This window comes from Fictibacillus sp. b24 (genome assembly GCF_030348825.1).
Lineage (GTDB): Bacteria > Bacillota > Bacilli > Bacillales > Fictibacillaceae > Fictibacillus.
In genome coordinates, this window is sequence record NZ_JAUCES010000005.1 from 1,007,678 (window position 1) to 1,033,289 (window position 25,612).

The following is a 25,612-nucleotide window of genomic DNA, read 5'->3' on the forward strand; positions in this document are numbered from 1 at the left end:
CTTTAGGGTGTTTTCGCAAACTTTGTTGCTTTTGGAAGTGGTTGATTTCCGTTCCAGGTGCTCGCTTTCCGCGGGGCAGGCGGTGAGCCACATTCGCAACGTTTCACTTTTAAGTGTCTCACCTGTCTAGTTGCAGTGGCTGAACGAGCCACTACCACTTTTCGGACTGCCCGCCTCAAGGAAGTAATCTTGCTCCTGCGTCTACATGTTCATGCTACCGTAGTAAGCTTCCTCGTCGCATGCCTTGCGAGACGTTTCTCAGGTGGTAGGCACCCACCTTGCACTCCAATCAACTGTCATAGAAGCAAATAAATAATTTGAAAGCAACAATCTTTTTAGAATAGAGCGTTTATTATTAGGCATCTCTCTAAAAGATTGAATTATTGCATTCATCTTTCGTGGCAAGTTGATAGTGCGACCCGTGCTTGCAATTTTAGAAGCTTCTCGAAAAGCTTGAGACGAGAAGAGCTCACTTAGGCAGCATTTCCTTGTAGACGAAGGACCAACATGCATCTTTGAATGTGTCTATTTCAAAGGCTTATCCCACTAGCAAAACTCCTGAGTTCCATCCTCGAAAAGCATTTAAATCTCCATATTTATACATTTTCTTACAATGGTCCTTTTCTTAAGAGTATTTCATTCGGGTTTATTTATTTATTTATTTATTTATTTGTTTCATTTCTTCTGTGCAAAGTTGATTGGAGTGTAAGATGCGAGACTCCTGGGGGGTCAGCGGGACAGGTGAGACACCTATGGGCGCATAGCGCCGGGGTGGCTCACTGCACGCCCCCCGGAAAGCGAGCATCTGAAACGGAGATCAACTACATCCAAAAACACCGATATTTACCTAAAGAATCAAAGAAAATAAAAAATTTATAAATATACTATTGAATTAATTTTTATACAGTCCTATAATGAACCATAACTTATTTAAGGAGTGATGTGATTTGAGAGCAGGAATTATTGGCGTAACCGGATACGGTGGTATGGAGTTATTCCGGCTATTATCTGCACATCCGGAGATTACGGAAGTATTTCTCTATTCATCCTCCAAAGCAGGTCAACAGCTTTCAGATGAAGTTCAGCATGTATACCAGATCGTTAATCATCCGCTTCGTTCATTAGAACAGCTTCATATAGATGAGCTAGACATTTTATTTTGCTCAGCTCCAAGCGGTGTTTCGTCAGAGCTACTTCCACCTTTAGTCAAAAACAATTTGAAGATCATTGATTTAGCAGGGGATTTTCGAATCAAGAACAACGACACCTATCGACAGTGGTATCGTAAAGAGCCCCCACCAATATCACTTGTAAATCAAGCGGTTTACGGATTAACGGAATGGAACAGTGAAGATGTAAAAAAGGGTGACTTGATCGCAAACCCAGGCTGTTACCCTACCGCAGCATTGCTTGGGCTATTGCCACTATTAAAAACAGGCATGATTAAGCCCTCAACTCTAGTGATCGATGCTAAGAGCGGAATATCAGGAGCAGGTGTTTCACCTAACAAAGGAACGCATTTTTCTCAAAATAACGATAGCTTAAGTATTTACAAGATGCATCAGCATCAGCATATACCTGAGATTGAACAGACCATCCAAACAATCACGGGCATCGATACAAAAATCACGTTCAACACACACCTCGTCCCAATGACAAGAGGAATCATGGCTACCATGTACGCAGAATTAGAAGAGGATGCTAACTCTCAATCGGTAAAAGAAATCTATGAGGAATACTACAGCAAAAAACACTTTGTGCGTGTTTATGATGAGAGAACAAACTTGTTTACAAAGCAAGTTTACGGATCCAATTATTGTGATCTCACTTTTGGTGTAGATGATCGTACGAATCGAATTACAGTTGTTTCTGTCATTGACAATTTGTTAAAAGGCGCAGCAGGTCAGGCCGTTCAAAATATGAACGTTATGTTTGATCTCGATGAAACAGAGGGACTAAAGCATTCACCGATGTTCCCTTAAAAAAAGGAGGCAGGATACATGCAGGCGACAAAGGCGGCTATTCAAAAGATAACAGGAATTAATATCGCAACTCCAAAAGGCTTTCATGCGAGCGGTCTTCATTGCGGTGTAAAACATAAAAAGCTCGACTTAGGATTGTTATACAGCGTCACTCCAGCAAACGCAGCAGGTGTTTATACAACAAATCAAGTACAGGCAGCTCCATTAAAAGTTACACAGAACAGCATTTCGCAAGAAGGGAAGCTTCAGGCGGTTATCGTGAATTCAGGTAACGCGAATGCGTGTACAGGGAAAAAAGGCTTAATAGACGCACAGAGCATGCAGCTTCAAACCGCAGAGAAGCTTGATATACCTTCCCATTACGTTGGAGTAGCTTCTACGGGTGTAATCGGTGAACATCTGCCAATGGATAAAATTTCAGCAGGAATTGAAAAACTAGTCCTAGATTCAGAGTTGAAAGGTTCAATAGATTTCGCTCAAGCCATTTTAACAACAGACACGGTTTCAAAAAATACAGCCTACACTCTGAAAATCAATGACAAAACCATCACGATTGCAGGAACAGCAAAAGGATCGGGTATGATTCATCCGAACATGGCTACAATGCTTGGCTTTATTACAACAGACGCAGCGATCAATCAAAGTGACCTTCACGCAGCACTCAGTTATGCGGTGGAACGAACGTTTAACTGCATTACGGTTGATGGTGACACCTCAACAAATGACATGGTCCTCATGCTGGCAAACGGAATGGGTGAGAATGAAGAGTTAAACAAGAACCATCCTGAATGGGAACTGTTCTTAGAAGCGCTCGTCCTCGTTTGTGAAGATTTGGGCAAACTTATTGCGAAAGATGGAGAAGGTGCCAGCAAGCTCATTGAAGTTAACGTGTTAGGTGCGAATACAGAGAAAGAAGCTAGAATCATAGCCAAAACCGTAGTAGGTTCACCGCTTGTTAAAACAGCTGTTTTTGGATGTGATGCGAACTGGGGCAGAATCATCGCCGCAGCGGGATATAGCGGAGTGAAATTTAATCCAGATGCCGTAAAGATCTTAATCGGTGAAAATGAAGTCGTTGTAGGCGGAGAGCCTGTTCACTTTTCAGAAGAGAAAATTCGAAACTACTTAAAGAGCCATGAGATTCATATAACGGTTATTTTATCTGAAGGAAACGGAAGCGGCCGAGCATGGGGATGCGATTTAACGTACGACTATGTTCAAATCAATGCAAGTTATCGAACGTAAAAGGATGTGAGCGTTGTGTTTCATGTTATCAAAATTGGAGGAAGTACACTAGCTGATCTACAGCCTGCATTTTTTGCTGCTCTAAAAGAAAGAGTTCAGCAAGGTGAAAAAATCGTTATCGTTCACGGAGGCGGGCCTGAGATCAACAAAAAACTTAAAGAATCAGGACTTCCTTTAGAAATGAAGAACGGGATAAGGATAACGACCGAAAAGACGCTTTCTTGCGTTAAGGCTGCCTTAAAAGACATCACCAACAAAAATCTTGTACATGTGCTAAATAATAAAGGGATCTCGGCACGGGGTTTGTGTGGTTCAGAGCAATCCCTCATACAATGTGATTTTTTAGATAAGAAGCAATATGGATGGGTGGGACGTGTTAAGAAAGTAAAAACAGAAATCATTGAAAACGTGCTGAACTCAGGTAAGGTACCTGTCATTGCATCCCTCGGTATAACAGACGAAGGCGAAACGGTGAATATCAATGCAGATACAGCTGCAGGAGAAACGGCGGCAGCCTTAGCAGCTCATTCAATCTGCTTTGTGACTGATACTCCTGGTATTCAGCTTAACGGAAAATGGGCTGACTCACTAACTGTTTCTGAAATACAAAAAAATATGATTCAAGGTCATATACATGGCGGAATGGTGCCGAAAGTCGAGGCAGCTATTAAATGTCTGGATTTCAATATTCATGAAGTGTTAATTACGGATCAAACGCTCTCAGGTACTGTAATTGCTTCTAAGGAGGTCATGGTTTAATGAGTTCACTTTTTCCTACGTACAAAAGAAAACATATAGAGCTTCAAAAAGGAAGCGGAACGATTGTATTTGATCAAAACAACAAGCGCTACTTAGATTTCACAAGTGGAATTGCAGTAACAAGTCTAGGGCATTGCCATCCTGAAGTGGTTAAAGCATTAAAGGAACAAAGTGAGCGTATCTGGCATACTTCTAATCTCTTTGAAATACAGCAACAAGAGCTTCTCGCTGAAACCCTAGTGAATCAAACCAATTTAGATGCTGCCTTCTTCTGCAATAGTGGCGCTGAAGCTAATGAAGCAGCGATTAAGCTTGCGAAGAAATTTACAAAACGAAACAAGATCATTACGTTTAAGAATTCATTTCATGGCCGTACATTCGGTTCCATGTCGGCAACTGGTCAGCAGAAAATAAAAGAAGGCTACGGACCGCTTCTGTCAGAATTTATCCATCTTCCTTGGAACGATAGCCAGCAGCTCAAAAATACGGCTGATTCTGACACAGCTGCAATCATGATGGAAGTGATTCAAGGTGAAGGCGGCATAACGGTTGCTGATCAGTCATTTTATAAAGAAGTCCAAGAAATGTGTAAGCAACACGATATTCTCCTAATCATAGATGAAGTTCAGACAGGTATCGGCCGAACTGGAAAAAGATATGCTTATGAACATTTTGATTTGGATCCTGACATCGTGACTCTCGCAAAAGGGTTAGGGAACGGCTTTCCAATAGGGGCAATGCTTGGTAAAAGCAAGTTGAAAGAAGCATTTGGGCCAGGCAGTCATGGAACGACGTTTGGAGGAAATCCGTTAGCTTGTGCAGTAAGCCAAACGGTTTTAAATATTATTTTTAGCGACAACTTCTTAAGCGAGGTAAAAAGAAAAGGTATATATTTTATAAACAGATTAGAAGATAATTTGATGAAACTGCCATTCGTAAATGAAATTCGAGGAGAAGGATTATTAATAGGTATTGAGTGTGATCAGGCTGCTGAATTAATAAAAGCTCTTGAAGAGAACGGTTTATTGACGGTTCCGGCAGGTGAGAAGGTAATCCGTTTATTGCCGCCTTTGACCGTAACAGATGAAGAATTAGAAACGGCATTGCGAATCATCAACGAAGCGTTTAACAATATTTATACAAAAGCCATTTAAGGACGAATAATCCTTATTTTTTATACGTAAATATGAATAAAAATACAATGTAATATATGTTTTATACAAGGAGTGGAACTCATCATGAAAGGCTGTATTACTTTATCAAATGATATTTCTTTTGAAGGTGACTGGGTTGGGAATCATCATTATGGTTCAGGAGAAGTTGTATTTTATACAGGAATGACAGGGTATGAACAAGTGTTGACAGACCCTTCTTACCAAGGGCAGATTGTTGTTTTTTCGTATCCCTTTATTGGGAACTATGGCTTTGATTCTGCAAGTATGGAATCTTCAAAAATTCAAGTAGCCGGTGTTGTAATGGCAGAGTGTTTCTCATTCGATGTAAAAGGCAGCCGCCAATCAATAATTGACCTACTCAACAATCACAATATTCCTGCCCTAACAAATGTGGATACAAGGTCTCTTATTCAAGAGATCAGAAATAAAGGGTCTTTACCTGCTGTTATGCATCTGCCAAATACACAGCCAGAATCTTTTTCTCTAGGAGAATATTGGCCAGCAACATCCATAACAAAAGCAGGATCAGGAAACACGCATATCGTTTTAATAGATTTTGGATTCAAAAAGTCTATCGTTGACGCTCTCGTAAACGAGGGATGCACCGTTACTGTTGTTCCTTTTGATCAAGGCTTAGCTGACATTGAGAAACTCAAACCAGATGGTTTCGTTTTTTCAAACGGTTCAGGTGACCCTATGAAGTTTTCAAACTATTTTCATCGTTATAAAAATATTGCCGTACGCTATCCCGTGCTCGGCATCTGTCTTGGACATCAAATATTAGCGCTAGCATTTGGCGGTGAAACTCGAAAGCTGAAGTTCGGTCATCGCGGAGCGAATCATCCTGTTATGAACCTGAAGACTGGAAAAGTGTCGATGAGTTCTCAAAATCATAGTTATGTTGTGAAAAAAGAGAGTTTAGCAGCTACAGGGTTTACTATTTGGTTTGAAAATGTGAACGATCAGAGTGTTGAGGGGTTGTGGCATAGCACATATAACATTGCCAGTGTCCAATTCCACCCAGAAGCAGCACCTGGTCCGAATGAACATAAAGAAATCTTTCAAAACTTCATTCAAACAGTACAACATAAAGAGAAGGTGAGAAGTTATGCCTAAACATCAAGACATTCAGAAAGTACTCGTTATCGGATCTGGCCCAATCGTAATCGGGCAGGCAGCTGAATTTGATTATTCCGGCACCCAGGCGTGCAAAGCGCTAAAAGAAGAAGGGATAGAGGTTGTTCTGATCAACAATAATCCTGCAACAATCATGACAGACAACACGTTTGCAGACGTTATTTACTTTGAGCCGTTAACGGCAGAATACGCAGAACAGATCATTCAAAAAGAGAAGCCTGACGGACTGTTAGCAACCGTTGGCGGTCAGACAGGGCTTAACTTAGCGATGGAGCTTCATGATAAAGGAATTCTAAAAAAACATGGGGTTAAACTTTTAGGCACAGACATTCACTCCATTCGAAAAGCAGAAGATCGAGATGAGTTTCGTTCATTGATGAAGAGGCTTGGAGAACCTGTGCCCGAAAGTGAAATCGTTACATCTCCCCATGAAGCCATTGAATTTGCCGAAGTCACTGGCTATCCCGTTATTGTACGGCCAGCTTATACACTTGGAGGATTTGGCGGAGGGATTGCACCATCGAAAGAGAAGCTCACCTCACTTGTTAAACAAGGTCTATCAGCCAGTCCGATCAACCAGTGCTTAATTGAAAAAAGCATTGCCGGCTACAAAGAGATCGAATATGAAGTGATGCGCGATAAAAATGGAACGTGTATTACCGTTTGCAATATGGAGAACGTTGATCCTGTTGGTGTACATACAGGCGATTCGGTTGTTGTTGCTCCAAGCCAAACGTTAACAGATGATGAGTATCAGTCTTTAAGAAAAGCGTCTTTAACGATTATTAATGCGCTAGAAATAGTGGGAGGATGCAACATTCAGTTTGCTCTTCATCCACATACATCTGAATATTACTTGATTGAAGTAAACCCGCGTGTGAGCAGGTCTTCCGCTCTTGCATCAAAAGCAACAGGATACCCGATCGCCAAAATAGCAGCAAAACTAGCACTTGGATATAACCTTCATGAACTAAAAAATCCTGTAACAGGAACGACTTTTGCGAGTTTTGAACCTGCATTGGATTATGTTGCTGTAAAGATGCCAAGATGGCCGTTCGATAAGTTTTATCATGCTGACCGAAATCTTGGAACACAGATGAAAGCAACGGGAGAAGTAATGGCATTAGAGAGAAATATGGCTTCAGCGTTTCAAAAAGCAATCAGGTCTCTGGAGCTTAAAACGAACGGCATGTACTTAAAAGAACTATCTGCTATGAATGAAGAGACGTTACTTGATTTGGTTGTTGCTGCAGATGACCGCCGCTTTTTTGTTGTAATGGAACTTTTGCGAAGAGGAATTTCAACAGACAAAATTCATGAATTAACACAGATCACACCATATTTTTTAACCATCTTTAACGAGTTGGTTTCCATGGACCACGCCCTGCAACAAACGAACTTGCAAACCGTGGATAAAAATCAGCTGCATCAAGCTAAAAAGTTTGGTTTTTCCGATCACTATTTGTCTGATATATGGTCCGTAACAGAATCAGAAGTACGTGAAAAGAGGGAGAAGTGGGACATCATTCCAACGTACAAAATGGTGGATACGTGTGCAGCGGAATTCGAGGCAAAAACGACTTATTTTTATTCGAGTTGGAGCGGAAAAAGTGATAAGGTTCCTGAACAAAAGAAAAAAGTGGCCATTATTGGATCAGGTCCAATTCGCATCGGGCAAGGTGTTGAGTTCGACTATTGCTGTGTGCATAGTGCGATTGCTCTAAAAGCTAATGGATATGAAGCTATTCTGATCAACAACAATCCTGAGACGGTCAGTACTGATTACGAAGTATCCGACTCTCTATATTTTGAGCCATTAACCTTTGAAGACATTTATCATGTTTTGCAGTTTGAGGGTATTTCTGACGTGATTCTGCAGTTTGGCGGCCAAACGTCCATTAATTTGGCAAAGGAATTAGAAGATGCAGGCTTTTCGGTACTGGGAAGTCCGGCAGACACGGTTGATCAAATGGAGGATAGAGACCGTTTTTATGAATTCCTAGACTCTATACACATCCCTAAAGTGGCTGGATACACGGCTCAAAATGAAGCAGAAATAAAGAGTTATGCTGAGAAGTTAGGGTTTCCAGTACTGCTTCGCCCATCCTATGTAATCGGGGGAAGTGGCATGAAAGTTCTTTATTCTAAAAGTGAGTTGATAAGCTTTTTGGAAAGTGAACCCGTAAGCTTTCCTGTCCTAATTGATACTTTTTTAGAAGGAACAGAAGCAGAAGTAGATGTGTTGACTGATGGTACAGACATCTTTGTACCAGGAATCTTTGAACATATTGAAGGGACTGGCGTTCATTCAGGAGACAGCTTAACGGTTACCCCTCCACAGAATCTTTCAGAGCGTGTTACGAAGCAAATTTTAGCACAGTCAAAAAAAATAGCAGCGAATATGAACTACAAAGGTCTATTCAATATTCAATTTGCAATTAAAGATGAAATGGTATATGTGATTGAGGTTAATCCTAGAGCATCTCGAACAGCACCGATCATTAGTAAGATTACAGGTGTAAATCTGCTTCAAAAGGCAACACAATTACTGCTTGGAGCATCTATAAGCTCTTTAAACCTTGAAGCGGAGCATAACGGGCAGCCTTTTATCACAGTGAAAGCACCTGTTTTTTCAACGATTAAACTCCCAGGTGTTTCACCTGTTTTAAGCCCGATGATGCTTTCAACAGGAGAAGTGATCGGTACAGATACAGAGTATGATTCAGCTTTAGTTAAGGCCTTAAAAGGTTCTAGCCTGCAGCTTGCCGATCTTTGGAATACAAAGGGCAGCATTTTTGCAGAAGGAGAGTTAGCGGAAGAGGAAGCTGAAAAATGGTCAAAATTCGGCTATAACATAAAAAACCAAAAAGAAATATCTTTTGATGAGTGGCTAAAAACAGAGGACAAAGCAGTCTATATGAACTTTTCAAATGATAGTCAATGCCAGGATGCCAAACGTGCGGTATTAGAAAGATTACACGTTCTGACTAGAAAAGAAACATCAAACGCTTATTATAGTGCGCTGCATGCAGTAAACGATTCGAGAAAGGAAGTGCTGATCTGATGTCAATTGTACACCCCCTTCGCACAACACGAACAAAAAAAGATTTTCTTACGCTAATGGATTATTCTACATCTGAAATTATCGATCTGTTGAATCTGGCCCGAGAATTGAAGAAGCAAGGTTCATCGGCACCACCACTATTAAAAGGTAAAATTTTAGGGATGATCTTTGAAAAGTCATCCACTCGTACCCGTGTTTCATTTGAAGCTGCCATGCTGCAGCTCGGCGGTCATGCGATCCATCTTTCCACTCGTGACATTCAGATGGGAAGAGGAGAATCGATTTCAGATACAGCTAAAGTATTGTCAGGATATCTAGATGCACTGATGATTCGTACATTTCATCAATCTACCGTTGAAGAGCTTGCTTATAACGGTTCAATCCCTGTAATTAACGGACTTACAGACGATTTTCATCCATGCCAAGTGCTTGCCGATTTGTTAACAATTCTTGAATACAAAGGTTCTTTTAAAGGGAAGAAGCTCGCCTATATTGGAGATGGCAATAACATGGCGCACTCGTTGATGATCGGTGCTGCCAAAGTTGGGATGGATTGTACGATTATTGCACCGAAAAACTATGAACCAAAGGAAAGCATCATCTCTTATGCTAAAGAGATCGCAAAACAAAACGGTTCAACCGTAGAGATAACAAATGATCCTGTTACGGGTATCAAAGACAGTGACGTGGTTTATACAGACGTATGGGCGAGTATGGGGCAGGAAGCTGAAGCAGAAGAACGTATGAATCATTTTAAAGAGTATCAAGTGAATGCTGAGCTTGTTTCATATGCAAAAAAAGATTATATTTTCATGCATTGCTTGCCTGCACATCGTGAAGAAGAGGTGACAGCAGAAATTATTGATGGTCATCATTCGGTCGTCTTCCCAGAAGCTGAGAACCGACTTCATGCACAAAAAGCATTGCTAGTTCATTTGATGTCATAATTCAAAAGTTATTGTATTCATTGCTGCTCTTGAAAGTAGTTGTTTTTCGCTCCAGGTTGCTCGCTTTCCACGGGGCGTACGGTGAGCCTCCTGCCGCTTTGCGCCATTAGGAGTCTCCACCTGACCGCTCGTCCCGTAGGAGTCTCGCAACTTTGCACTACAATCAACTTGCAAATGATGAGAATAGAAAAACAAAAGCAACGCTCTGTAGAAAAGAGCTTTCAAATGGTGGTTCATGGGGTTCAGATCACCCCCATGCTTGTCGTGACGTCACTTCAATATTTAATGTCCTTATTTGTCCCGCAGGAGTCAGCACCCTTCCGCTCCAATCCCTACATGTTTGCTTAATAAACAACAAAAAAAGGTCAAATCACTAGGCATTGGCGAGGTGGTTTGATCTCTTTTAGTACTTTTTCGTATGGAATTCGTAAAGCAAGACAAGGAAACCACCAAGGGCTTCAAATGAAAATGCACGGAAAGCCCTTTGTTTTTATTTAATAACGTACCTAGAAAGTTCCCCTTTGACAGTGGTCTTGCTTTCAAGAATTTTTTAGACTTCATTGTAAAGTTGATTGGAGTGGAGGGTGCGAGACTCCTGCGGGACAGGCGGGCAGTTCGAAAAGTGGAAGTGGCTCGTTCAGCCCCGACAAGCAAAAGATGAATGGGCTAGGAAGGCGCATTTTGCCTTCTTGACCGTTCACCTTTTGACCTCGAGGGGCTAGCCACTGCAACTAGACAGGTGAGACACTTAAAAGTGAAACGTCCGAATGTGGCTCACCGCCTGCCCCGCGGAAAGCGAGCACCTGAAACGGAAATCAACTACTTTCAATAGCATCATAGCTATGCAAAAACATCCCCCAAAAACATCTCACAAAAAAAGCCGCTCTTTACCAGAGCGGCTTCTTTATTAAAATACTTGTTCTAATTCAACAACACCAGGTACTTCTTCAAGAAGTGCACGTTCGATACCAGCTTTTAGTGTAATTGTAGAACTTGGGCAGCTTCCGCAAGCACCCATAAGGCGTACTTTTACTACACCTTCTTCAATATCCACTAATTCCACGTCTCCTCCGTCACGAAGAAGGAACGGGCGTAATTTATCAAGAACTTCTTCAACTTGTTCACGCATTTCTAAGTTTTGAGTTTCAGCCATAACTATCAAGGCTCCTTTCTTAAAAAGAACTTACTCTTAGTATACGGGATATGGAATAAAAAATCCATGAGCAAGCATCATGATATTTGTGCCTTTTTCTTTTATACAAAATAAGGTATGATGAAAGCAAATAAGCGCATACATTGAGGTGATTCTTCATGAGTAACTCACTTATAATTAAAGTATATGGCGCAGAACAGAAATGTGCCAGCTGTGTTCATCTTCCATCAGCTAAAGAAACGGCTGAATGGCTAGAAGCGGCAATCTCAAGAAAGTTTCAGAACTTACTGTTTACGGTTCTTTATATTGATATGGAGAAGCCTGAAAACGAGATCGATCAGGCATTTTCAGAAAGAATATATGAAGAAGACCTGTTTTATCCTGTTGTTGTGATTGACGGAGAAGTGGTTGCTGAAGGAAATCCCAATCTAAAGACGATCTATAGCATAATTGAACAAAACGGTTACGGCGCTGTAAGTTAAGCGCCTATTTTTTCTATATTGGGTTTGTACACATGCTTTGCCTTCCTTAAGAGAATATGATGTATGGAAAAAAAGGAGGCAAATCGTATTGTTAAACCCTTTAAAAGGTAAAAGTCATAAAGATGAGTCATCCACATTTGCAGGTCACCATCACCATCATTATCATGATCTTTGTCTCAAGTATATGGGTCAGAACGTCACGATCGAAATGAATGATGGAAATGTATATCATGGTCAGCTGCACAGCTTCGATCAGGATAACATGTATATGGTTATGCCAGGTGAGACGGCAGAGCGAAATAGCCGTATTATTTTTGTTGGGCCGTTTTTTCCTGGTTTCGGAGTTTTCGGTTTTCCTTTCTACCGAATTCGTCGATTCCGCCCATATTGGTGGTAAAAACAAGAAAGGGCCCATGCTGTTTGCATGGGCCTTTTCTTATACTTGATATTTATACAACCAGAGGATTCCTGATTTTAATAAACGAGGTACTCGTCCGATAAGAGCTGTGCTTCCCATCGTACCGAAACCACTCTTCTTACCAAGTGATCCCATAACACCTTTTAATTTAATCTCGTTCATCTCTGGCAGTGGCTGTTCGTTCCAACGGGCTAATAGAACTTGTGAGATTTGCTCAGCTTGTTCCTCTGCGAGCTGTGCGCTAGGTGCGTAAGGAAGACTTGCGCAATCTCCTACTACATAGACATGTTCGTCAGAAGGAAGGTGATGATGCTCACTTAGAACCACTCGTCCTTGACTATCTTTTTCAACATCCAAATCACGTACGATCCGGCTAGGCTGAATACCCGCAGTCCAAACGATAGCATCGCATTCAACTTTCTCATCGTGATTATACAATGCGCCTTGTTCTACTTTTGTAACATTAGAGTTGTTAATGACTTCAACCCCATGTTCAACGAACCAATTTTGTACATAATTGCTTAATCTCTTCTTATACGCAGATAGTATCATGTCACCACGATCGAAAAGCTTAATCGTCAGATCCGGGCGGCTTTCACGAAGCTCGGATGCAAGTTCAACACCTGAAAGGCCTGCACCAACAACGGCAACAACCGCGTTTGCATGCAAGTTGTTCAGTACTTGATAAGTATGACGCGATTTATCGATTGTCTGAATGCTTAGTGTATATTGGTCTGCACCTGGAACATTATGATACTTGTCCTCACAGCCAAGGCCAATTACTAAATCATCATACGAAACCGCATCTTGATCTTTTAACAGTACTTTCTTTTCTTTAACATCAATTTCTGTAACTTCACCGTATTTAATGTTTAAGCGTGGGTGATCAGGGAACGTTACGCGAACATGATGATCTGAAATGGTTCCTGCAGCCAGCGCATAATATTCGGTTTTCAAACAATGATAAGGTACACGGTCAATAAGCGTAAGCTGAATATCTTCAGGGAGGTCTGAGGAATTAAGAAGTCTCTTCAAAACACGCATATTTCCATATCCTCCGCCAAGTAAAACGAGGTGTTTCATTTGTCATTTCCCCTTTTCTATCAAGACAATTCGTATCTGTTTTTGTATTGCTTTATATAAGTAAATATCCGTAACTTGAAATAAGTAAACGATTTCACGTTTTTGACATGTTTAAGTATAGCACTTTGCAACAAATTCACAACTCTTTTATGGAAAAAACACAGGAAGAATGAGTGTTTACATTGACTAGCTCACAAGAAAGAGTTAGGATGAATTCATCAAGAGGTGAAAGAATAAATGAGACCGATTATAGAGTTTTGTGTAAGTAATTTAGCAAGCGGTGCACAAAAAGCGCTCGAAGAACTCGAGAAAGACTATGATCTTGATGTAATTGAGTATGGATGTCTAGGCTACTGCGGACACTGTGCCAAATCGCTTTTTGCTCTCGTGAACGGAGATATCGTGCACGGAGAAACATCAGATGAACTTGTTAAAAACATCTACAATCATATAGAAGAAAATGAAATGTTCTAAAAGGCAGCTTCTCCTAAAAAAGAGATAGCTGTCTTTTTATTTGGATAAGGAACGTTTCATTGGGAAAAATATCTAGCATGAAATTTATTAAAAAACGATTGCATTTTTGTCGAAATTTGTTACATTAGAAAAGGGTCAGTCATTTGATGTCTGACAACTAACGTGTAAAAAAAGAAAGCGTTTTCTTCTAAATTACAAAAGGGGTGTAATTATGCAAATTTTATGGGGATTAGGCGGTATGCTGGTTCTTCTTGTAATCGCATTCTTGCTTTCTCAAAATAAGAAAGCGATTAACTGGCGAACAGTACTAGGCGCTCTTGCGATTCAAGTTGCCTTCGCATTAATCGTATTAAAATGGGATGCAGGTAAGAAAGCTTTGCAAGGTGTTTCTGAAAAAGTTTCTAACGTTGTTGCTTATGCGAACGAAGGAATTACTTTCTTGTTTGGAAGTATGATTCCAGCAGAAGGAAAAGGATTTATTTTTGCATTTCAAGTTTTAACAGTAATCATTTTCTTTTCTTCTTTAATCTCAGTTCTTTACTATCTAGGTATCATGCAATGGGTTGTAAGAATTTTGGGTGGAGCTCTATCCAAGCTATTAAAAACAAGTAAAGCTGAATCTATGAGTGCTACAGCAAACATTTTCTTAGGTCAAACTGAAGCACCTCTTGTAATTCGTCCATATATGAATCGTTTAACACAATCAGAGCTTTTCGCAGTAATGGTCGGTGGACTTGCATCGGTAGCAGGTTCTGTACTAATTGGTTACTACCTATTAGGTGTACCTTTAGAGTACTTGATCGCAGCTAGCTTTATGTGTGCTCCTGCAGGACTTGCGATTGCGAAAATCATTGTTCCTGAAACAGAAGAGCCTGAAACAATGGGTGAGATCAAATTAGAGCGTGACAAAGATACAGTAAACGTAATCGACGCTGCAGCAAAAGGTGCTGGAGATGGACTTCAAATTGCACTAAACGTAGGGGCAATGCTACTTGCTTTCATCGCACTTATCGCACTAGTTAACGGTATCCTTGGCGGTATCGGTGGCTGGTTTGGCTATGAGATCACACTTCAGCAAATCTTGGGCTATCTATTTGCTCCAATTGCATTCGTAATTGGTGTACCTTGGGAAGAAGCAGTTAAAGCCGGTACTTTTATCGGTCAAAAAATTGTATTGAATGAGTTTGTTGCTTATTCTTCATTTGCACCTCAAATTCCTGACTTAATGCCAAAAACGGTAGCGGTTGTAAGTTTCGCACTTTGTGGTTTCGCGAACCTTTCTTCGATCGCAATCCTTTTAGGTGGTCTTGGAGCTATGGCGCCAAGCCGTCGTCCAGACATCGCAAGACTTGGAATGCGTGCTGTTATCGCAGCTACAATTGCTAACTTACTAAGCGGTGCGATCGCAGGTATGTTTATTCTTTAATAATGGTTTTGATAAGATGCTCAAGCGCAGGCTTGGGCATCTTTTTGTTGCGTGTTTACTAAAAAATGCGCAAAAGTGAGACTGTATTGCCTTTTTGTCTGGTGATTAGAGCAATCGAATTAGTCGTGTAGTGATAATCCCGCGAGAATCAGAAATAATCCCGCGAGAATTAAAAGTTATCCCGCGAGTTTAACCCATAATCCCGCGAGATTTCATGATATTTCCGCGAATCGACTCAATTTCGTATTTCTGAAGCTCGAACGAACACTAAAAAAACCGCAACGGGAATCTCCCGCTGCGGTTTATTTCATCTATTTAAGCCTGCTGAGCAATCTGTTTCATTACCCATGGCTGCATTCGATTATATAGTGCTAAGAACAGCAAAGTAATAATCGTTCCTTTTATTAAGTTAAATGGTGTAATCCCTTTTAGAATAAGATCCATCATCATTTGGCTAGACATAGGGTCAGCACCTAGGAACCATGTATATGCTGGCAAGATGATCAGATAGTTCAGTAATCCCATCATAAAAGTCATCAAAACTGTTCCTAGAATTAAGCCAGTTGAAAGACGTTTAACCGTATGCTTTTTGCGGAATAGGTAGGATACTGGAAGAATGAAAAGGATCCCGGCGACAAAGTTTGCTAATTGACCAACGGGTACACCTGTAAAACTTCCAACAATTCCGTAATGAAGTACATTTTTAATTGCTTCAACCATTATTCCTGCTGCTGGTCCGAATATGATGGCAGCTAGCAGTGCAGGCACCTCACTAAAATCAATTTTTAGAAATGGAGGCAGCCCTGGAAACGGAAAGTCGAGCATCATCAGTACATATGCAATCGTACTGAGCATCGATACCGCTACCATTTGTTTGATTTTTCCCTTTTGCATTGAAATCTCTCCTCTTTTGTGTTGCGCCATCTCATGATTTCGAATGCAGCACAGCCTGTTTCATACAAAAAAACCTTAGTCAAAAAGAACGGACTAAGGGAGGTTGTCTGATAAACAGCATGTAGAAGAAGCATTTACATAAATGGTAAAATGCGCACTTAAACAAAGGCTCATTTAAATGAACCGCTGTACCAACATCTTCTCCCATCCAGACTATACTGTCGGCTCTGGAGTTACACCAGATCAGCAAAATGGTGACATCGAAGTCTTTAGCCAAAACAGTTGTTTCGGCATTTCCAAATCGCTCACGGGCTGATGAAGAGGGAATCTTCAATTACCGCCGGTCGGGAATTTCACCCTGCCCCGAAGATGGATCGCTATTGTATTTTGTTACATCACCTATTATACTTTAAAAAATGTAAGTTGTGAACGAATATGCTACAACCATACCTTCCAAATAGAGGATGAACTCACATGAAATTAACCTTTGAATATACATGGCCGTATGAAAGAATGATGAATGATATCTATATTTCGGAGTGTCCGTTCTGTAAACAAGATAATGTGTTAACTTCTTTTAAAGAGGATCAGATGAATCTTGCAAAAGAAGCGATTAAACAGATTTTAATCATGCCGTGCTGTCATGGCAAGATAACTATTCTAAATGCGGATGACGATTATTTTTATACAGATGAAAAATTAAGAGGGCAATCTTAAGGAGCAGGGTTATAGATTATGGATACTTTGAAATTCACGAAGATGCATGGACTAGGCAATAATTATATTTACGTCAATATGTTTGAAGAAACAATCGCTGAAGCTGACATGCCTCAACTAGCAGTAGCTGTTTCAAATCCCTACACTGGAATTGGGTCAGACGGTATGATCTTAATCTGTCCAAGTGATTTGGCACCCGTTAAGATGCGGATTTTTAACAACGATGGATCGGAAGCTAAGAACTGTGGCAATGGACTTCGCTGCGTAGCTAAATATGCGTACGAACACGCACTAGTGAAAGAAACAGAATTTCAGATTGAAACTCTTGGCGGATTAGTAACTGCAAAAGTAACACCAGATCACAACAATAAAGTATCGTTCGTTACCGTTAATATGGGGAAGCCGATCCTACAACCCCGACAAATTCCATTGAATGGCTTTAACAATCTTGATCAAGTAATAAATGAGGCTGTATCTTTTAATGGAACCTCTTTAAATATGACTGCAGTATCAATGGGAAATCCGCATGCTGTGTTCTTTGTGGACAACATTCAGAAAGCACCATTGCATTCACTTGGACCAATAATTGAAAAAGACCCAATGTTTCCGGATTGGGTGAACGCAGAGTTTGTTGAGGTGGTATCAAAAAGTGAAATGCACTTTAGAGTTTGGGAAAGAGGTTCGGGTATTACTCAAGCTTGTGGTACTGGGGCATGTGCAGCAGCTGTTGCAGCAGTCCTAAATGAAAAAGCAGAAAGAAATACGGATATTACCGTTCATTTAGCAGGTGGAGATCTTATAATAAATTGGCAAGATAACGGTGATGTGCTTATGAGTGGTCCAGCAGAAGTAATCTGTACAGGTGAATATCATATAAAATAAACAAAAGTGCAGGCTTCGATGCCTGCACTTTACTTTTAGTATTTTTGAATAATGTTATAAAACGTATCGCGTTCAACGGGAACTTTGTTTGCCGTTTTGATTAAGTGGACAAGTTCCTTTCGAGTGATACCTGATGATGTTAGTGCACCAACTGCGTGTGAGATGCGCTCTTCAATTAATGTTCCGTGAATATCACTAGATCCAAATGTTAATGCCATCTGAGTAAGCTGAACACCTATGTTAATCCAGTAGGCTTTCACGTGATCAAAGTTATCAAGCATCAAACGGCTGATCGCGATTGTTCTCATATCGTCAAATGCAGAAGTTCTTCTCATCAGCCCCATTGATTGGGTACGCGGCTGCATAGCAAGTGGAATGAATACCATGAAGCCATTCGTAGCATCCTGCAGCTGACGGAGGCGATCCATATGAATCAAACGTTCTTCTTTCGTTTCAATCGATCCATATAACATCGTTGCATGAGTTTTTAATCCTAATCCGTGGGCAATTTCGTGTGCCTCTAACCACTGATCGGTTGAAGCTTTATCAGGACTCATCTTCAAGCGATAGCGTTCTGTAAGAATTTCGGCACCGCCGCCTGGCATCGTATCCAAGCCTGCTTTAATCAACTCTTCTAAAACTTCTTTCATCGAAAGTCCAGAAATTCTGGAGAAGAACTCGATCTCAGCCCCTGTATAAGCTTTAATCGTAACTTGTGGATAGTGCTTTTTCAACGTACGGATCGTATCTAAATAATAATCAAACGGTACTTCATGATTGTGGCCGCCTACAATATGAAACTCACGAATGTTATCGTTCCAGCGTTTTTGTACATAATCTAAAAGCTGCTCATCGTTCATGGTATATGCGCCTTCTTCACCAGGCTTGCGCTTAAAACCACAGAAGCTGCATGTCGCTTCACATACGTTTGTCGGATTGATATACAGATTTTCAATGAAATAAACGTGGTCCCCATTCTTGCGGGTATTCACTTCATTCGCTAACGATGCAACGCTCAAAAGATCATTCGTTTCATATAAGTATAAACCGTCTTCAATTGACAGACGCTCGCCATGAGTTACTTTTTCAGCAATTGCAGCCATGCGTGTATCAAGAGTCAATATATTTGCCATTTTTTATCCCCCTAAATTTTCTAATGAAATGTTCGGATGATGTAAACATTTTTTAAAGAAAAGAGTATAAATCGACACTCTCTCTTTACCAATTTTATACGAATACCTATGTATTATCAGAATTAAATACATGTGCTTTAAGTGCATTATCATTATAATCCTAATCAAACATTCCGACAAGGGAAGCCGCTTTTGGTAAATTCTTTGAAATTTGAAAAATATAGTTTTTTTTATTAAAGTGATGATTGTCTAATAATTGAAGAAAATGTAAAATAAAAGGAAGGCGTATGTTTAAAACGAAGAGTGGAGTGACGAAAATGAAAGCCACATCAGCAACCGCTAGATTAGAAAAAATTGAACAATTAGAAACTCTGCGAAATAAAATGATACAGACCGCAAATGCATTAGGAATACATCATCCAATGGTTTTAAATTATAGTAGAAAAATTGACGAGACACATAATAAAATTATGGAGATGCAGCAAAAAGGCAATTGACCGAAAGCCGATTTCTTGAGAGAGGCTTTCGCAGCCGTTATACTATACCTATAGATCCTTATTAAAGGAGTGAAAAATAATGATCGTTGAGATAACAGAGAGTGCGGCAAGCAGAATTAAAGAAATGCTAGCTGACGAAGAGGACAAAAATCAATTTCTGCGGGTAGCTGTAAAAGGCGGAGGATGTACAGGTCTATCTTATGGAATGGGCTTTGATAGTGATAAGAGTGACTCCGATCACGAAGAGAATATTGAAGGAATACAAGTCGTTGTAGATGAAGAAAGTGCTAAAGTTTTAAAAGGAACGGTTATAGACTTTAAGCAAAACATGATGGGCGGAGGATTTACGATTACAAATCCGAATGCCATCGCATCGTGCGGCTGTGGATCTTCATTTAAAACAGCAACAAATGCTGGAACACCTGAAGAATGCTAATAGCAGAATATGTTAAAAGCTCTTGCCCCATTTTTGGAGGCAAGAGCTTTTTATGTGTTTAAAATTTATTAAAGATGAAAAGTACTCCGATGATATCTGACAAAATAGAAGCACCGATAAGTATGAATTTCTTTTGCTTGTTTTGCACTTTTATACCAAGCGGCATTAAAAAAGTGCCAAGTATGAAGAAAATAATGCCCAAAATCAAGTTGAACTCCATTTTTGTTCAATCTCCTTATTTAAAAAAGGGTAAAAGAAAACCCGGCGCGCCAACACCGGGTAAGATTGCTATTAAGTCAGCGGCACTTGTCCGCCTCACAAATAATAATAACAAAGACAGTGCGCACTTTCCACAAGCAATTTATTCCACGGCGTATTTTTCCAGTTCGTTTAATAGTTCTTTTAAGCGCGGAATTTCTTTTTTAGTATCCTCTAAAAAGGATTCATCAGTGATATGAAGCTGATTGATAACTCTTTGAATTTCTTGCAGGCAGTCAGCAGCATGCATTTCTTCTTCGGAAAATTGTCGGTTCATATATATTTGCTCCTTTTTAAAAATAATAAGGCTGTTTTCGTATTAACTGTTGATTTTGAAAGAGGTTGATCTCCGTTCCAGATGCTTCGCTTTCCGCGGGGCAGGCGGTGAGCCACATTCGTACGTTTCACTCTTAAGTGTCTCACCTGCCCGCCTGTCCCGCAGGACAAGGAAGGCTACGGCAGCGACACATCGCACGAAGAAAATTTGAAGTTTAAATTTTCGAGGAGTCTCGCATCTTCCACTCCAATCAACTTTTCAATGAAGCAAATGAACAAAAAGATTAAAAAGCAACAATATAAACGAAAACAGCCTAAAATAAAAAGACGCCAGAAGATAACATCTGGCGCCACAGAAACTTTAGAACAAGCTCGTGCTGTGCAAAGGCTGTGTTTTCGCGTTTGGATCGATGTAGGATTTTGCATTGTTAATCGCGGTTGGTGCTTCACCGAAACCAGATGCGATCAATTTTACTTTGCCATCATACGTACACACATCACCTGCAGCATAAATGCCTTTAATATTCGTTTCCATTCTAGAGTTAACAACGATTGAATTTTTTTGAATGTCTAATCCCCAAGTTTTAATAGGACCTAAAGAGGATATAAAGCCATAGTTTACGATAACGGCATCCACTTCAACCGTTTCCTTAATATCTCCGTTCTCGAGTACAACAGCAGAAATGTTCTCTCCATCACCAATCAACTCAGTAATTTGGTAAGGTGTTTTAACAGCTACTTTTGAATTCATTAGCTGTTCCACACTATGTTCGTGAGCACGGAACTTGTCACGGCGATGGGTTAACGTTACCTGTGGTGAGATCGGCTCTAGCATCAATGACCAGTCAAGAGCAGAATCCCCTCCACCACATACTAAAACACGCTTCCCTGCGAATGTATTAAGATCGTTTACAAAATAATGAAGATTCTTACCTTCATATTGTTGCGCTGCAGCTAGCTCTAACCTGCGAGGCTGAAATGCACCAACACCTGCTGTAATCAGCACCGCTTTGCTGTAATGCACAGCTTTATCTGTTGTTAATTCAAAGACGTCTTCATTCTTCTCCACGTTTTGAACGGATTCTTCCAAAACAACTGTCGGATTGAACTGCATCGCTTGCTCTTTTAAGTTATTCACAAGGTCTTGTGCAAGAACCTTTGGAAATCCAGCAACATCATATATGTATTTTTCAGGATACAGTGCAGATAATTGACCCCCAAGCTGAGGCATACTTTCAATAATCTTCACTTTCATCTGGCGCATGCCGCCATAGAACGCCGCAAATAAGCCTGAAGGACCGCCACCAATAATCGTAATATCGTAAATTTCTTTTGCCATTCACTTTCACCTCTTCTGTATTTATGACTGACGAACATGAAATATGTTCTGACCAGAACTTGCTATCTCCCATTTAGATTCTTGAGAGAAGCCAAAAGTCCTCTTTTTGATTTGTATAAATTGCCATTAAACCGAAAGCATGCCTAAAAAAGGAAGCATGAATTTGAAACATTATCATAACGAAAAAAAGGTTGAAAAAACAAGAAAAAAGGAATAAGATGTGTATGTATGATTAAAAAATGTAGATATTTCGAACATTTTTTGCACTTATTCATGTCTTATTACGTGAAATATATCACAATCTATTCCTTTCCATCATATTTAATGAGTGAAAAGGTCAAACTAAAAAAAATGAGAACTGGAAGTGAATGAAATGAGTAAGCCAAAAATTCTAATATTAGGCGGCGGCTACGGCGGGATTATGTCAGCTGTACGTTTACAAAAGGAACTAGGATCTGACGAAGCTGAAATCACATTGGTAAATAAGCACAACTACCATTACCAAACTACATGGCTTCATGAAAATGCAGCAGGTACATTACATCACGATAAAACACGTATCATGATTGATAACATTATCGATATGAACAAAGTGAACTTTGTACAAGATACAGTAAAAGAAATTAAAAAAGACGAAAAACGTGTTCTTTTAGAAAATCAAGAACTAACATATGACTACTTAATTATTGCACTTGGATCTGACCCTGAAACGTTCGGTATCCAAGGACTTAAAGAGAATGCATTCAGCATCCGCAGCATTAACTCTGTTCGTAAAATCCGTGAGCACATTGATTATTCATTTGCTCGTTACAACAACGAAGGACAGCCAGATGAACTAATCACAATCGTAGTTGGTGGTGCTGGATTTACTGGAATTGAGTTCGTTGGTGAACTTGCTGACCGTGTTCCAGAGTTATGCCGTGAATACGATATTCCTCGTGAAAAAGTTCGTATCGTAAATATTGAAGCTGCACCGACAGTACTTCCTGGATTCGATGAAGAACTAGTTGAGTATGCGATCAATAACTTAGAACGTCGCGGAATTGAGTTCCTTGTTAACACACCAATTAAAGAATGTAATACGGATGGAGTAGTCCTTGCGAATGGTGAAGAGATTAAGGCTTCTACAATTGTTTGGACAGGTGGAGTTCGCGGAAACCACTTAGTGGAGGAAGCTGGATTCGAAACAATGCGCGGACGTGTTAAAGTTGACAAAGATCTTCGTATGCCAGGGTTTGACTATATTTTCGTTGCTGGAGACTGTGCACTTATCATTGATGAGGAAGCAAACCGTCCTTATCCTCCAACAGCTCAAATCGCAATTCAACAAGCTTACACGATCGGCCGTAACATCAAAGCATTAATGAATGGCGGTAAGCTAGAAGAATTTAAGCCAGACATTAAAGGTACTGTTGCATCACTAGGTAAAGGTGAAGCTATCGGTAAAGTAGGAAACAAGAAGTTGTTTGGTGCTACAGCATCTGCAATGAAAAAAGTAATCGACAACCGTTACTTATTCTTACTTGGCGGAGTGCCGATGGTTATTAAAAAAGGTAAATTAAAACTTTTCTAAATCGAATAGTGTAAACTAAGAACAGGAGCAAATGCTTCTGTTCTTTTTTTATGGCTGTTTTCGGATACATTGATGCTTTTGAAAGTAGTTAATTTCGCTCCAGGCTGCTCGCTTTCCACGGGGCGTGCGGTGAGCCTTTTTGCGCCATTAGGAGTCTCCACCTAACCGCTCGTCCCGTAGGAGTCTCGCACCTTGCGCTCCAATTAACTTGCTAATGAAGTAAATAAAAAAGTTTCAAAACCTTAGAATAGAGCTTTTTTATTAATAAATTGTTAAAAGGCGGGCATGCTGATGACGAAAAAAGACAGAGGAAATGTATGGCTGGCTGCAGCTGGCTTATTAATAGATGATGACGGCAGATGGCTCGTTGTTAAGAAGAGTTATGGTGGATTAAAAGGTAAATGGTCCATTCCAGCCGGTTTTGTAGATCCAGGAGAAACGGTTGATGAAGCAGCAGTGAGAGAAGTCTTTGAAGAAACAGGAATTAAAGGGGAAGTATGCACTATTCTTGGAATCCGCTCGGGTGTTATAAAAGGAACAATAAGTGATAATATGATCGTTTTTTTATTGAGAAAAACGAGTGGGAACCTTTCGCAACATTCAAGTGAGATTGAACTTGCTGCATTTATGACACCTGAAGAACTAAGAGCTGATCCTGCCACATCATTAATGATTCATTACTTTATGAACAAAAAACAAAGCTTTATGGAGGATAAAATAAATCCTGGCGATGTTTTTGGCTATACCACTTATAAAATTATTGATTGTAGATAAAAATGTACGAAATATTCTGATAATTAAAGAAAGTAAAAGATGATTACGCTTACATTGGCTTATTTCACGTTAAAATCGGTTTTTCAATCCCTCAAATCCTTGTTATTATTATCTGAAAATTTAAACAAAAAAGAGGGAGTGTTACAACATGAGAAAACATGCGATTCAGAAAAAACATGATCAGTGTCCATATTGTGAAGGGAAGGGTTATTTCCAGCTTTTGCTTGGAGGTTCTGAAACGTGTGTAGAATGCTGCGGAAGCGGTAAGAAACGAGCTTAAACACGTAACGCTCTCAAACACGATTGACGTATATGCCCCCGTTTAGTAAACTAACCTCAGATATATGGGGGTGTCTACATCATGGATTTGCTTTTGCCACAAGTCATTATTTCAATGCTATTGTTCATGGTCCTGTTCTTTGGAATCGGTTTCTTGTTCAACATGCTTCTGCGTGCTACATGGTTTATGGTTATTTTATATCCTATAGTTGTCATTATGATTGTTGATGACGTTCGATTCTTTGAGTATTTTACGAAGCCAAGTGCAAGTTTTCAATTGCTCTGGAGTCATCTCCTCAATTTATCGGCATCAGACATTACTATACTAACATGCGGGTTGATCGGAGCAATACTAGCCGGTTTAGCCATTAAGATGCTGCGAGTTCGCGGATATCAGATGTTTTAAAAAAGTCCCTTTCATAAGGGGCTTTTTTTATTTCCACTTTTCTCCTTCTTCCAAAGACGAGTATACATCTACTTAACCCTGGGAAGGAATAGATAAGAGAGGAGTGGACAATTTTTGCTGATGTTAAGAAAAATTGTAAAGAGAACCACCATTACGATTCTATTTGTTTTCGCGATTTTTACAACATTTCGATCAATTTCTGGTGTACAGGCCGATGATCTAGTAACTTGGCTCGATCAACAACAGTCTGATAACGTAATAGTTGACACTGCTTTGAGCGTAATAACCTATTCTTTAAAGACATTGCCCGCAATTTATAGACCAAACATGATGCTTTCTTCTGCAGAGGTGAAACAGACTAGAACCATTGAAGATGCGATTGATTTTACACAGTATCCAGTCGTACATGTAACGGCTACAGGATACACCGCAGGACAAGAGAGTACCGGCAAAACAAAAAGTCACCCTGCTTATGGAATTACAAAGTCAGGATTAAAGGTAAAGCGTGATCTTTATTCCACAATCGCAGCGGATACTTCAATCTTTCCGATTGGAACCGTTTTATGGATTCCAGGTTACGGTTATGGAGTTGTAGCAGATACGGGTTCTGCCATCAAAGGACATAAAATCGATCTATATTACAATACAGTCGAAGAAGTGTATGAAAAATGGGGCAAAAAGAAGATTGGTGTGTATGTTGTAGAGCGCGGTGACGGAAAGATTACGGAAACAGAATTGAATACCTTAAACGAAGATAAATCGATGCAAGTATTTAGGCAGCAATATTTATATTAATAAAAAAA

31 protein-coding genes and 1 riboswitch are annotated in these 25,612 nt (G+C 40.0%); of the genes, 21 read left to right on the forward strand and 10 right to left on the reverse strand.

Annotation, left to right across the window (positions count from 1 at the left end):
• Positions 1-2 precede the first annotated feature (2 nt).
• Positions 3-152, reverse strand: a complete 150-nt coding sequence (locus QUF49_RS05045; protein ID WP_289494643.1) for a hypothetical protein — start codon at positions 150-152, stop codon at positions 3-5.
• A 795-nt stretch (positions 153-947) separates the two neighbouring features.
• Here QUF49_RS05045 and argC point away from each other — a divergent pair.
• The 7 genes from argC (at position 948) to argF (ending at position 10,309) form a co-directional block, all read left to right on the forward strand.
• Positions 948-1,982: an N-acetyl-gamma-glutamyl-phosphate reductase gene (gene argC / locus QUF49_RS05050; RefSeq protein WP_289494644.1), complete on the forward strand. Its 1,035-nt coding sequence runs from the start codon at positions 948-950 to the stop codon at positions 1,980-1,982.
• Positions 1,983-2,000: 18 nt separating this feature from the next.
• Complete coding sequence (gene argJ / locus QUF49_RS05055) at positions 2,001-3,227, forward strand: bifunctional ornithine acetyltransferase/N-acetylglutamate synthase (protein ID WP_289494645.1); 1,227 nt, start codon at positions 2,001-2,003, stop codon at positions 3,225-3,227.
• 15 nt (positions 3,228-3,242) lie between these two features.
• Positions 3,243-3,986 (forward strand): acetylglutamate kinase, encoded by a 744-nt coding sequence (gene argB, locus QUF49_RS05060; protein ID WP_289494646.1) that lies wholly within the window; start codon positions 3,243-3,245, stop codon positions 3,984-3,986.
• Entirely contained in the window at positions 3,986-5,140 is a 1,155-nt protein-coding gene (locus QUF49_RS05065; protein WP_289494647.1) for an acetylornithine transaminase, read from the forward strand. The genes argB and QUF49_RS05065 overlap by 1 nt, the downstream gene beginning before the upstream one ends.
• 84 nt (positions 5,141-5,224) lie before the next feature.
• Entirely contained in the window at positions 5,225-6,277 is a 1,053-nt protein-coding gene (locus QUF49_RS05070; protein WP_289494648.1) for a carbamoyl phosphate synthase small subunit, read from the forward strand.
• Positions 6,270-9,362 carry a carbamoyl phosphate synthase large subunit gene (locus QUF49_RS05075; protein ID WP_289494649.1) on the forward strand — a complete coding sequence of 1,031 codons (3,093 nt, stop codon included), beginning with the start codon at positions 6,270-6,272 and terminating at the stop codon, positions 9,360-9,362. Before QUF49_RS05070 ends, QUF49_RS05075 begins: the two co-directional genes overlap by 8 nt.
• A complete protein-coding gene (gene argF / locus QUF49_RS05080; RefSeq protein WP_289494650.1) occupies positions 9,362-10,309 on the forward strand; it encodes an ornithine carbamoyltransferase in 948 nt (315 codons plus the stop codon). Before QUF49_RS05075 ends, argF begins: the two co-directional genes overlap by 1 nt.
• Here the strand turns inward: argF and QUF49_RS05085 are convergent.
• Positions 10,304-10,459, reverse strand: coding sequence for a hypothetical protein (locus tag QUF49_RS05085; RefSeq protein WP_289494651.1), 156 nt, complete (start codon positions 10,457-10,459; stop codon positions 10,304-10,306). The two genes, argF and QUF49_RS05085, sit on opposite strands and share 6 nt — an antisense overlap.
• Positions 10,460-10,893: 434 nt before the next feature.
• Between QUF49_RS05085 and QUF49_RS05090 the strand changes: the two genes are divergently transcribed.
• The gene (locus tag QUF49_RS05090) at positions 10,894-11,031 is read left to right on the forward strand and encodes a hypothetical protein (RefSeq protein WP_289494652.1); all 138 of its coding nucleotides are present in this window, start codon (positions 10,894-10,896) and stop codon (positions 11,029-11,031) included.
• Positions 11,032-11,216: 185 nt separating this feature from the next.
• On the opposite strand, the gene QUF49_RS05095 is transcribed toward QUF49_RS05090, so the two are convergent.
• Entirely contained in the window at positions 11,217-11,462 is a 246-nt protein-coding gene (locus tag QUF49_RS05095) for a NifU family protein (protein ID WP_066238880.1), read from the reverse strand.
• A 158-nt stretch (positions 11,463-11,620) separates the two neighbouring features.
• Here QUF49_RS05095 and QUF49_RS05100 point away from each other — a divergent pair, with 158 nt between their 5' ends.
• Together QUF49_RS05100 and QUF49_RS05105 are read left to right on the forward strand one after the other, a co-directional pair.
• Positions 11,621-11,944, forward strand: coding sequence for a YuzD family protein (locus tag QUF49_RS05100; protein ID WP_289494653.1), 324 nt, complete (start codon positions 11,621-11,623; stop codon positions 11,942-11,944).
• 88 nt (positions 11,945-12,032) lie between these two features.
• Positions 12,033-12,341: an LSM domain-containing protein gene (locus tag QUF49_RS05105; RefSeq protein WP_289494654.1), complete on the forward strand. Its 309-nt coding sequence runs from the start codon at positions 12,033-12,035 to the stop codon at positions 12,339-12,341.
• 39 nt (positions 12,342-12,380) lie between these two features.
• On the opposite strand, the gene QUF49_RS05110 is transcribed toward QUF49_RS05105, so the two are convergent.
• On the reverse strand, positions 12,381-13,445 hold the full coding sequence (locus QUF49_RS05110; protein ID WP_289494655.1) for an NAD(P)/FAD-dependent oxidoreductase: 1,065 nt from the start codon (positions 13,443-13,445) through the stop codon (positions 12,381-12,383).
• Positions 13,446-13,682: 237 nt separating this feature from the next.
• Here QUF49_RS05110 and QUF49_RS05115 point away from each other — a divergent pair, with 237 nt between their 5' ends.
• A complete protein-coding gene (locus QUF49_RS05115; protein WP_066238864.1) occupies positions 13,683-13,919 on the forward strand; it encodes a YuzB family protein in 237 nt (78 codons plus the stop codon).
• Positions 13,920-14,130: 211 nt separating this feature from the next.
• Positions 14,131-15,345, forward strand: coding sequence for a NupC/NupG family nucleoside CNT transporter (locus QUF49_RS05120; RefSeq protein ID WP_289494656.1), 1,215 nt, complete (start codon positions 14,131-14,133; stop codon positions 15,343-15,345).
• 315 nt (positions 15,346-15,660) lie between these two features.
• Here QUF49_RS05120 and QUF49_RS05125 read toward each other — a convergent pair whose 3' ends face one another.
• The gene (locus QUF49_RS05125; protein WP_289494657.1) at positions 15,661-16,239 is read right to left on the reverse strand and encodes an ECF transporter S component; all 579 of its coding nucleotides are present in this window, start codon (positions 16,237-16,239) and stop codon (positions 15,661-15,663) included.
• 192 nt (positions 16,240-16,431) lie between these two features.
• Positions 16,432-16,614, reverse strand: a riboswitch (FMN riboswitch).
• A gap of 99 nt (positions 16,615-16,713) precedes the next feature.
• Here QUF49_RS05125 and QUF49_RS05130 point away from each other — a divergent pair.
• Positions 16,714-16,956 carry a hypothetical protein gene (locus QUF49_RS05130; RefSeq protein ID WP_289494658.1) on the forward strand — a complete coding sequence of 81 codons (243 nt, stop codon included), beginning with the start codon at positions 16,714-16,716 and terminating at the stop codon, positions 16,954-16,956.
• A gap of 18 nt (positions 16,957-16,974) precedes the next feature.
• Complete coding sequence (gene dapF / locus QUF49_RS05135) at positions 16,975-17,838, forward strand: diaminopimelate epimerase (protein ID WP_289494659.1); 864 nt, start codon at positions 16,975-16,977, stop codon at positions 17,836-17,838.
• Positions 17,839-17,873: 35 nt separating this feature from the next.
• Here the strand turns inward: dapF and mqnE are convergent, their stop codons facing one another.
• Positions 17,874-18,971 carry an aminofutalosine synthase MqnE gene (mqnE, locus tag QUF49_RS05140; protein ID WP_289494660.1) on the reverse strand — a complete coding sequence of 366 codons (1,098 nt, stop codon included), beginning with the start codon at positions 18,969-18,971 and terminating at the stop codon, positions 17,874-17,876.
• Between the two features lie 317 nt (positions 18,972-19,288).
• On the opposite strand from mqnE, the gene QUF49_RS05145 reads away from it, so the two are divergent.
• Positions 19,289-19,468 carry an aspartyl-phosphate phosphatase Spo0E family protein gene (locus QUF49_RS05145; protein ID WP_289494661.1) on the forward strand — a complete coding sequence of 60 codons (180 nt, stop codon included), beginning with the start codon at positions 19,289-19,291 and terminating at the stop codon, positions 19,466-19,468.
• Positions 19,469-19,547: 79 nt separating this feature from the next.
• Positions 19,548-19,904, forward strand: coding sequence for a HesB/IscA family protein (locus tag QUF49_RS05150; protein ID WP_289494662.1), 357 nt, complete (start codon positions 19,548-19,550; stop codon positions 19,902-19,904).
• A 58-nt stretch (positions 19,905-19,962) separates the two neighbouring features.
• Here the strand turns inward: QUF49_RS05150 and QUF49_RS05155 are convergent, their stop codons facing one another.
• The 4 genes from QUF49_RS05155 to QUF49_RS05170 all read right to left on the reverse strand — a co-directional run bounded on the left by QUF49_RS05155 (position 19,963) and on the right by QUF49_RS05170 (position 21,777).
• Positions 19,963-20,112 carry a hypothetical protein gene (locus QUF49_RS05155; protein WP_289494663.1) on the reverse strand — a complete coding sequence of 50 codons (150 nt, stop codon included), beginning with the start codon at positions 20,110-20,112 and terminating at the stop codon, positions 19,963-19,965.
• Positions 20,113-20,265: 153 nt separating this feature from the next.
• Positions 20,266-20,439: a hypothetical protein gene (locus QUF49_RS05160; protein ID WP_289494664.1), complete on the reverse strand. Its 174-nt coding sequence runs from the start codon at positions 20,437-20,439 to the stop codon at positions 20,266-20,268.
• Positions 20,436-20,585 carry a hypothetical protein gene (locus QUF49_RS05165; RefSeq protein ID WP_289494665.1) on the reverse strand — a complete coding sequence of 50 codons (150 nt, stop codon included), beginning with the start codon at positions 20,583-20,585 and terminating at the stop codon, positions 20,436-20,438. Before QUF49_RS05165 ends, QUF49_RS05160 begins: the two co-directional genes overlap by 4 nt.
• 214 nt (positions 20,586-20,799) lie before the next feature.
• Positions 20,800-21,777 carry an NAD(P)/FAD-dependent oxidoreductase gene (locus tag QUF49_RS05170; protein WP_289494666.1) on the reverse strand — a complete coding sequence of 326 codons (978 nt, stop codon included), beginning with the start codon at positions 21,775-21,777 and terminating at the stop codon, positions 20,800-20,802.
• Positions 21,778-22,150: 373 nt separating this feature from the next.
• On the opposite strand from QUF49_RS05170, the gene QUF49_RS05175 reads away from it, so the two are divergent.
• The 5 genes from QUF49_RS05175 to QUF49_RS05195 all read left to right on the forward strand — a co-directional run bounded on the left by QUF49_RS05175 (position 22,151) and on the right by QUF49_RS05195 (position 25,604).
• The gene (locus QUF49_RS05175) at positions 22,151-23,350 is read left to right on the forward strand and encodes an NAD(P)/FAD-dependent oxidoreductase (protein WP_066238843.1); all 1,200 of its coding nucleotides are present in this window, start codon (positions 22,151-22,153) and stop codon (positions 23,348-23,350) included.
• A 291-nt stretch (positions 23,351-23,641) separates the two neighbouring features.
• The gene (locus QUF49_RS05180) at positions 23,642-24,124 is read left to right on the forward strand and encodes an NUDIX hydrolase (protein ID WP_289494667.1); all 483 of its coding nucleotides are present in this window, start codon (positions 23,642-23,644) and stop codon (positions 24,122-24,124) included.
• A 148-nt stretch (positions 24,125-24,272) separates the two neighbouring features.
• Positions 24,273-24,404 carry a YuiA family protein gene (locus QUF49_RS05185; RefSeq protein WP_171005383.1) on the forward strand — a complete coding sequence of 44 codons (132 nt, stop codon included), beginning with the start codon at positions 24,273-24,275 and terminating at the stop codon, positions 24,402-24,404.
• Between the two features lie 81 nt (positions 24,405-24,485).
• Positions 24,486-24,809, forward strand: coding sequence for a YuiB family protein (locus tag QUF49_RS05190; protein WP_289494668.1), 324 nt, complete (start codon positions 24,486-24,488; stop codon positions 24,807-24,809).
• Positions 24,810-24,929: 120 nt separating this feature from the next.
• On the forward strand, positions 24,930-25,604 hold the full coding sequence (locus QUF49_RS05195; RefSeq protein WP_289497581.1) for a 3D domain-containing protein: 675 nt from the start codon (positions 24,930-24,932) through the stop codon (positions 25,602-25,604).
• Positions 25,605-25,612 lie beyond the last annotated feature (8 nt).

What these genes read in the sequence shown, in the direction of transcription:
- argJ (WP_289494645.1), top strand. Translation starts at nt 2,001, where the DNA reads ATGCAGGCGACAAAGGCGGCTATTCAAAAGATAACAGGAATTAATATC.
- QUF49_RS05065 (WP_289494647.1), top strand. Translation starts at nt 3,986, where the DNA reads ATGAGTTCACTTTTTCCTACGTACAAAAGAAAACATATAGAGCTTCAA.
- QUF49_RS05070 (WP_289494648.1), top strand. Translation starts at nt 5,225, where the DNA reads ATGAAAGGCTGTATTACTTTATCAAATGATATTTCTTTTGAAGGTGAC.
- QUF49_RS05075 (WP_289494649.1), top strand. Translation starts at nt 6,270, where the DNA reads ATGCCTAAACATCAAGACATTCAGAAAGTACTCGTTATCGGATCTGGC.
- argF (WP_289494650.1), top strand. Translation starts at nt 9,362, where the DNA reads ATGTCAATTGTACACCCCCTTCGCACAACACGAACAAAAAAAGATTTT.
- QUF49_RS05095 (WP_066238880.1), bottom strand. Translation starts at nt 11,462, where the DNA reads ATGGCTGAAACTCAAAACTTAGAAATGCGTGAACAAGTTGAAGAAGTT.
- QUF49_RS05100 (WP_289494653.1), top strand. Translation starts at nt 11,621, where the DNA reads ATGAGTAACTCACTTATAATTAAAGTATATGGCGCAGAACAGAAATGT.
- QUF49_RS05110 (WP_289494655.1), bottom strand. Translation starts at nt 13,445, where the DNA reads ATGAAACACCTCGTTTTACTTGGCGGAGGATATGGAAATATGCGTGTT.
- QUF49_RS05115 (WP_066238864.1), top strand. Translation starts at nt 13,683, where the DNA reads ATGAGACCGATTATAGAGTTTTGTGTAAGTAATTTAGCAAGCGGTGCA.
- QUF49_RS05120 (WP_289494656.1), top strand. Translation starts at nt 14,131, where the DNA reads ATGCAAATTTTATGGGGATTAGGCGGTATGCTGGTTCTTCTTGTAATC.
- QUF49_RS05125 (WP_289494657.1), bottom strand. Translation starts at nt 16,239, where the DNA reads ATGCAAAAGGGAAAAATCAAACAAATGGTAGCGGTATCGATGCTCAGT.
- QUF49_RS05130 (WP_289494658.1), top strand. Translation starts at nt 16,714, where the DNA reads ATGAAATTAACCTTTGAATATACATGGCCGTATGAAAGAATGATGAAT.
- dapF (WP_289494659.1), top strand. Translation starts at nt 16,975, where the DNA reads ATGGATACTTTGAAATTCACGAAGATGCATGGACTAGGCAATAATTAT.
- mqnE (WP_289494660.1), bottom strand. Translation starts at nt 18,971, where the DNA reads ATGGCAAATATATTGACTCTTGATACACGCATGGCTGCAATTGCTGAA.
- QUF49_RS05145 (WP_289494661.1), top strand. Translation starts at nt 19,289, where the DNA reads ATGAAAGCCACATCAGCAACCGCTAGATTAGAAAAAATTGAACAATTA.
- QUF49_RS05150 (WP_289494662.1), top strand. Translation starts at nt 19,548, where the DNA reads ATGATCGTTGAGATAACAGAGAGTGCGGCAAGCAGAATTAAAGAAATG.
- QUF49_RS05160 (WP_289494664.1), bottom strand. Translation starts at nt 20,439, where the DNA reads ATGAACCGACAATTTTCCGAAGAAGAAATGCATGCTGCTGACTGCCTG.
- QUF49_RS05170 (WP_289494666.1), bottom strand. Translation starts at nt 21,777, where the DNA reads ATGGCAAAAGAAATTTACGATATTACGATTATTGGTGGCGGTCCTTCA.
- QUF49_RS05175 (WP_066238843.1), top strand. Translation starts at nt 22,151, where the DNA reads ATGAGTAAGCCAAAAATTCTAATATTAGGCGGCGGCTACGGCGGGATT.
- QUF49_RS05180 (WP_289494667.1), top strand. Translation starts at nt 23,642, where the DNA reads ATGACGAAAAAAGACAGAGGAAATGTATGGCTGGCTGCAGCTGGCTTA.
- QUF49_RS05185 (WP_171005383.1), top strand. Translation starts at nt 24,273, where the DNA reads ATGAGAAAACATGCGATTCAGAAAAAACATGATCAGTGTCCATATTGT.
- QUF49_RS05190 (WP_289494668.1), top strand. Translation starts at nt 24,486, where the DNA reads ATGGATTTGCTTTTGCCACAAGTCATTATTTCAATGCTATTGTTCATG.
- QUF49_RS05195 (WP_289497581.1), top strand. Translation starts at nt 24,930, where the DNA reads ATGTTAAGAAAAATTGTAAAGAGAACCACCATTACGATTCTATTTGTT.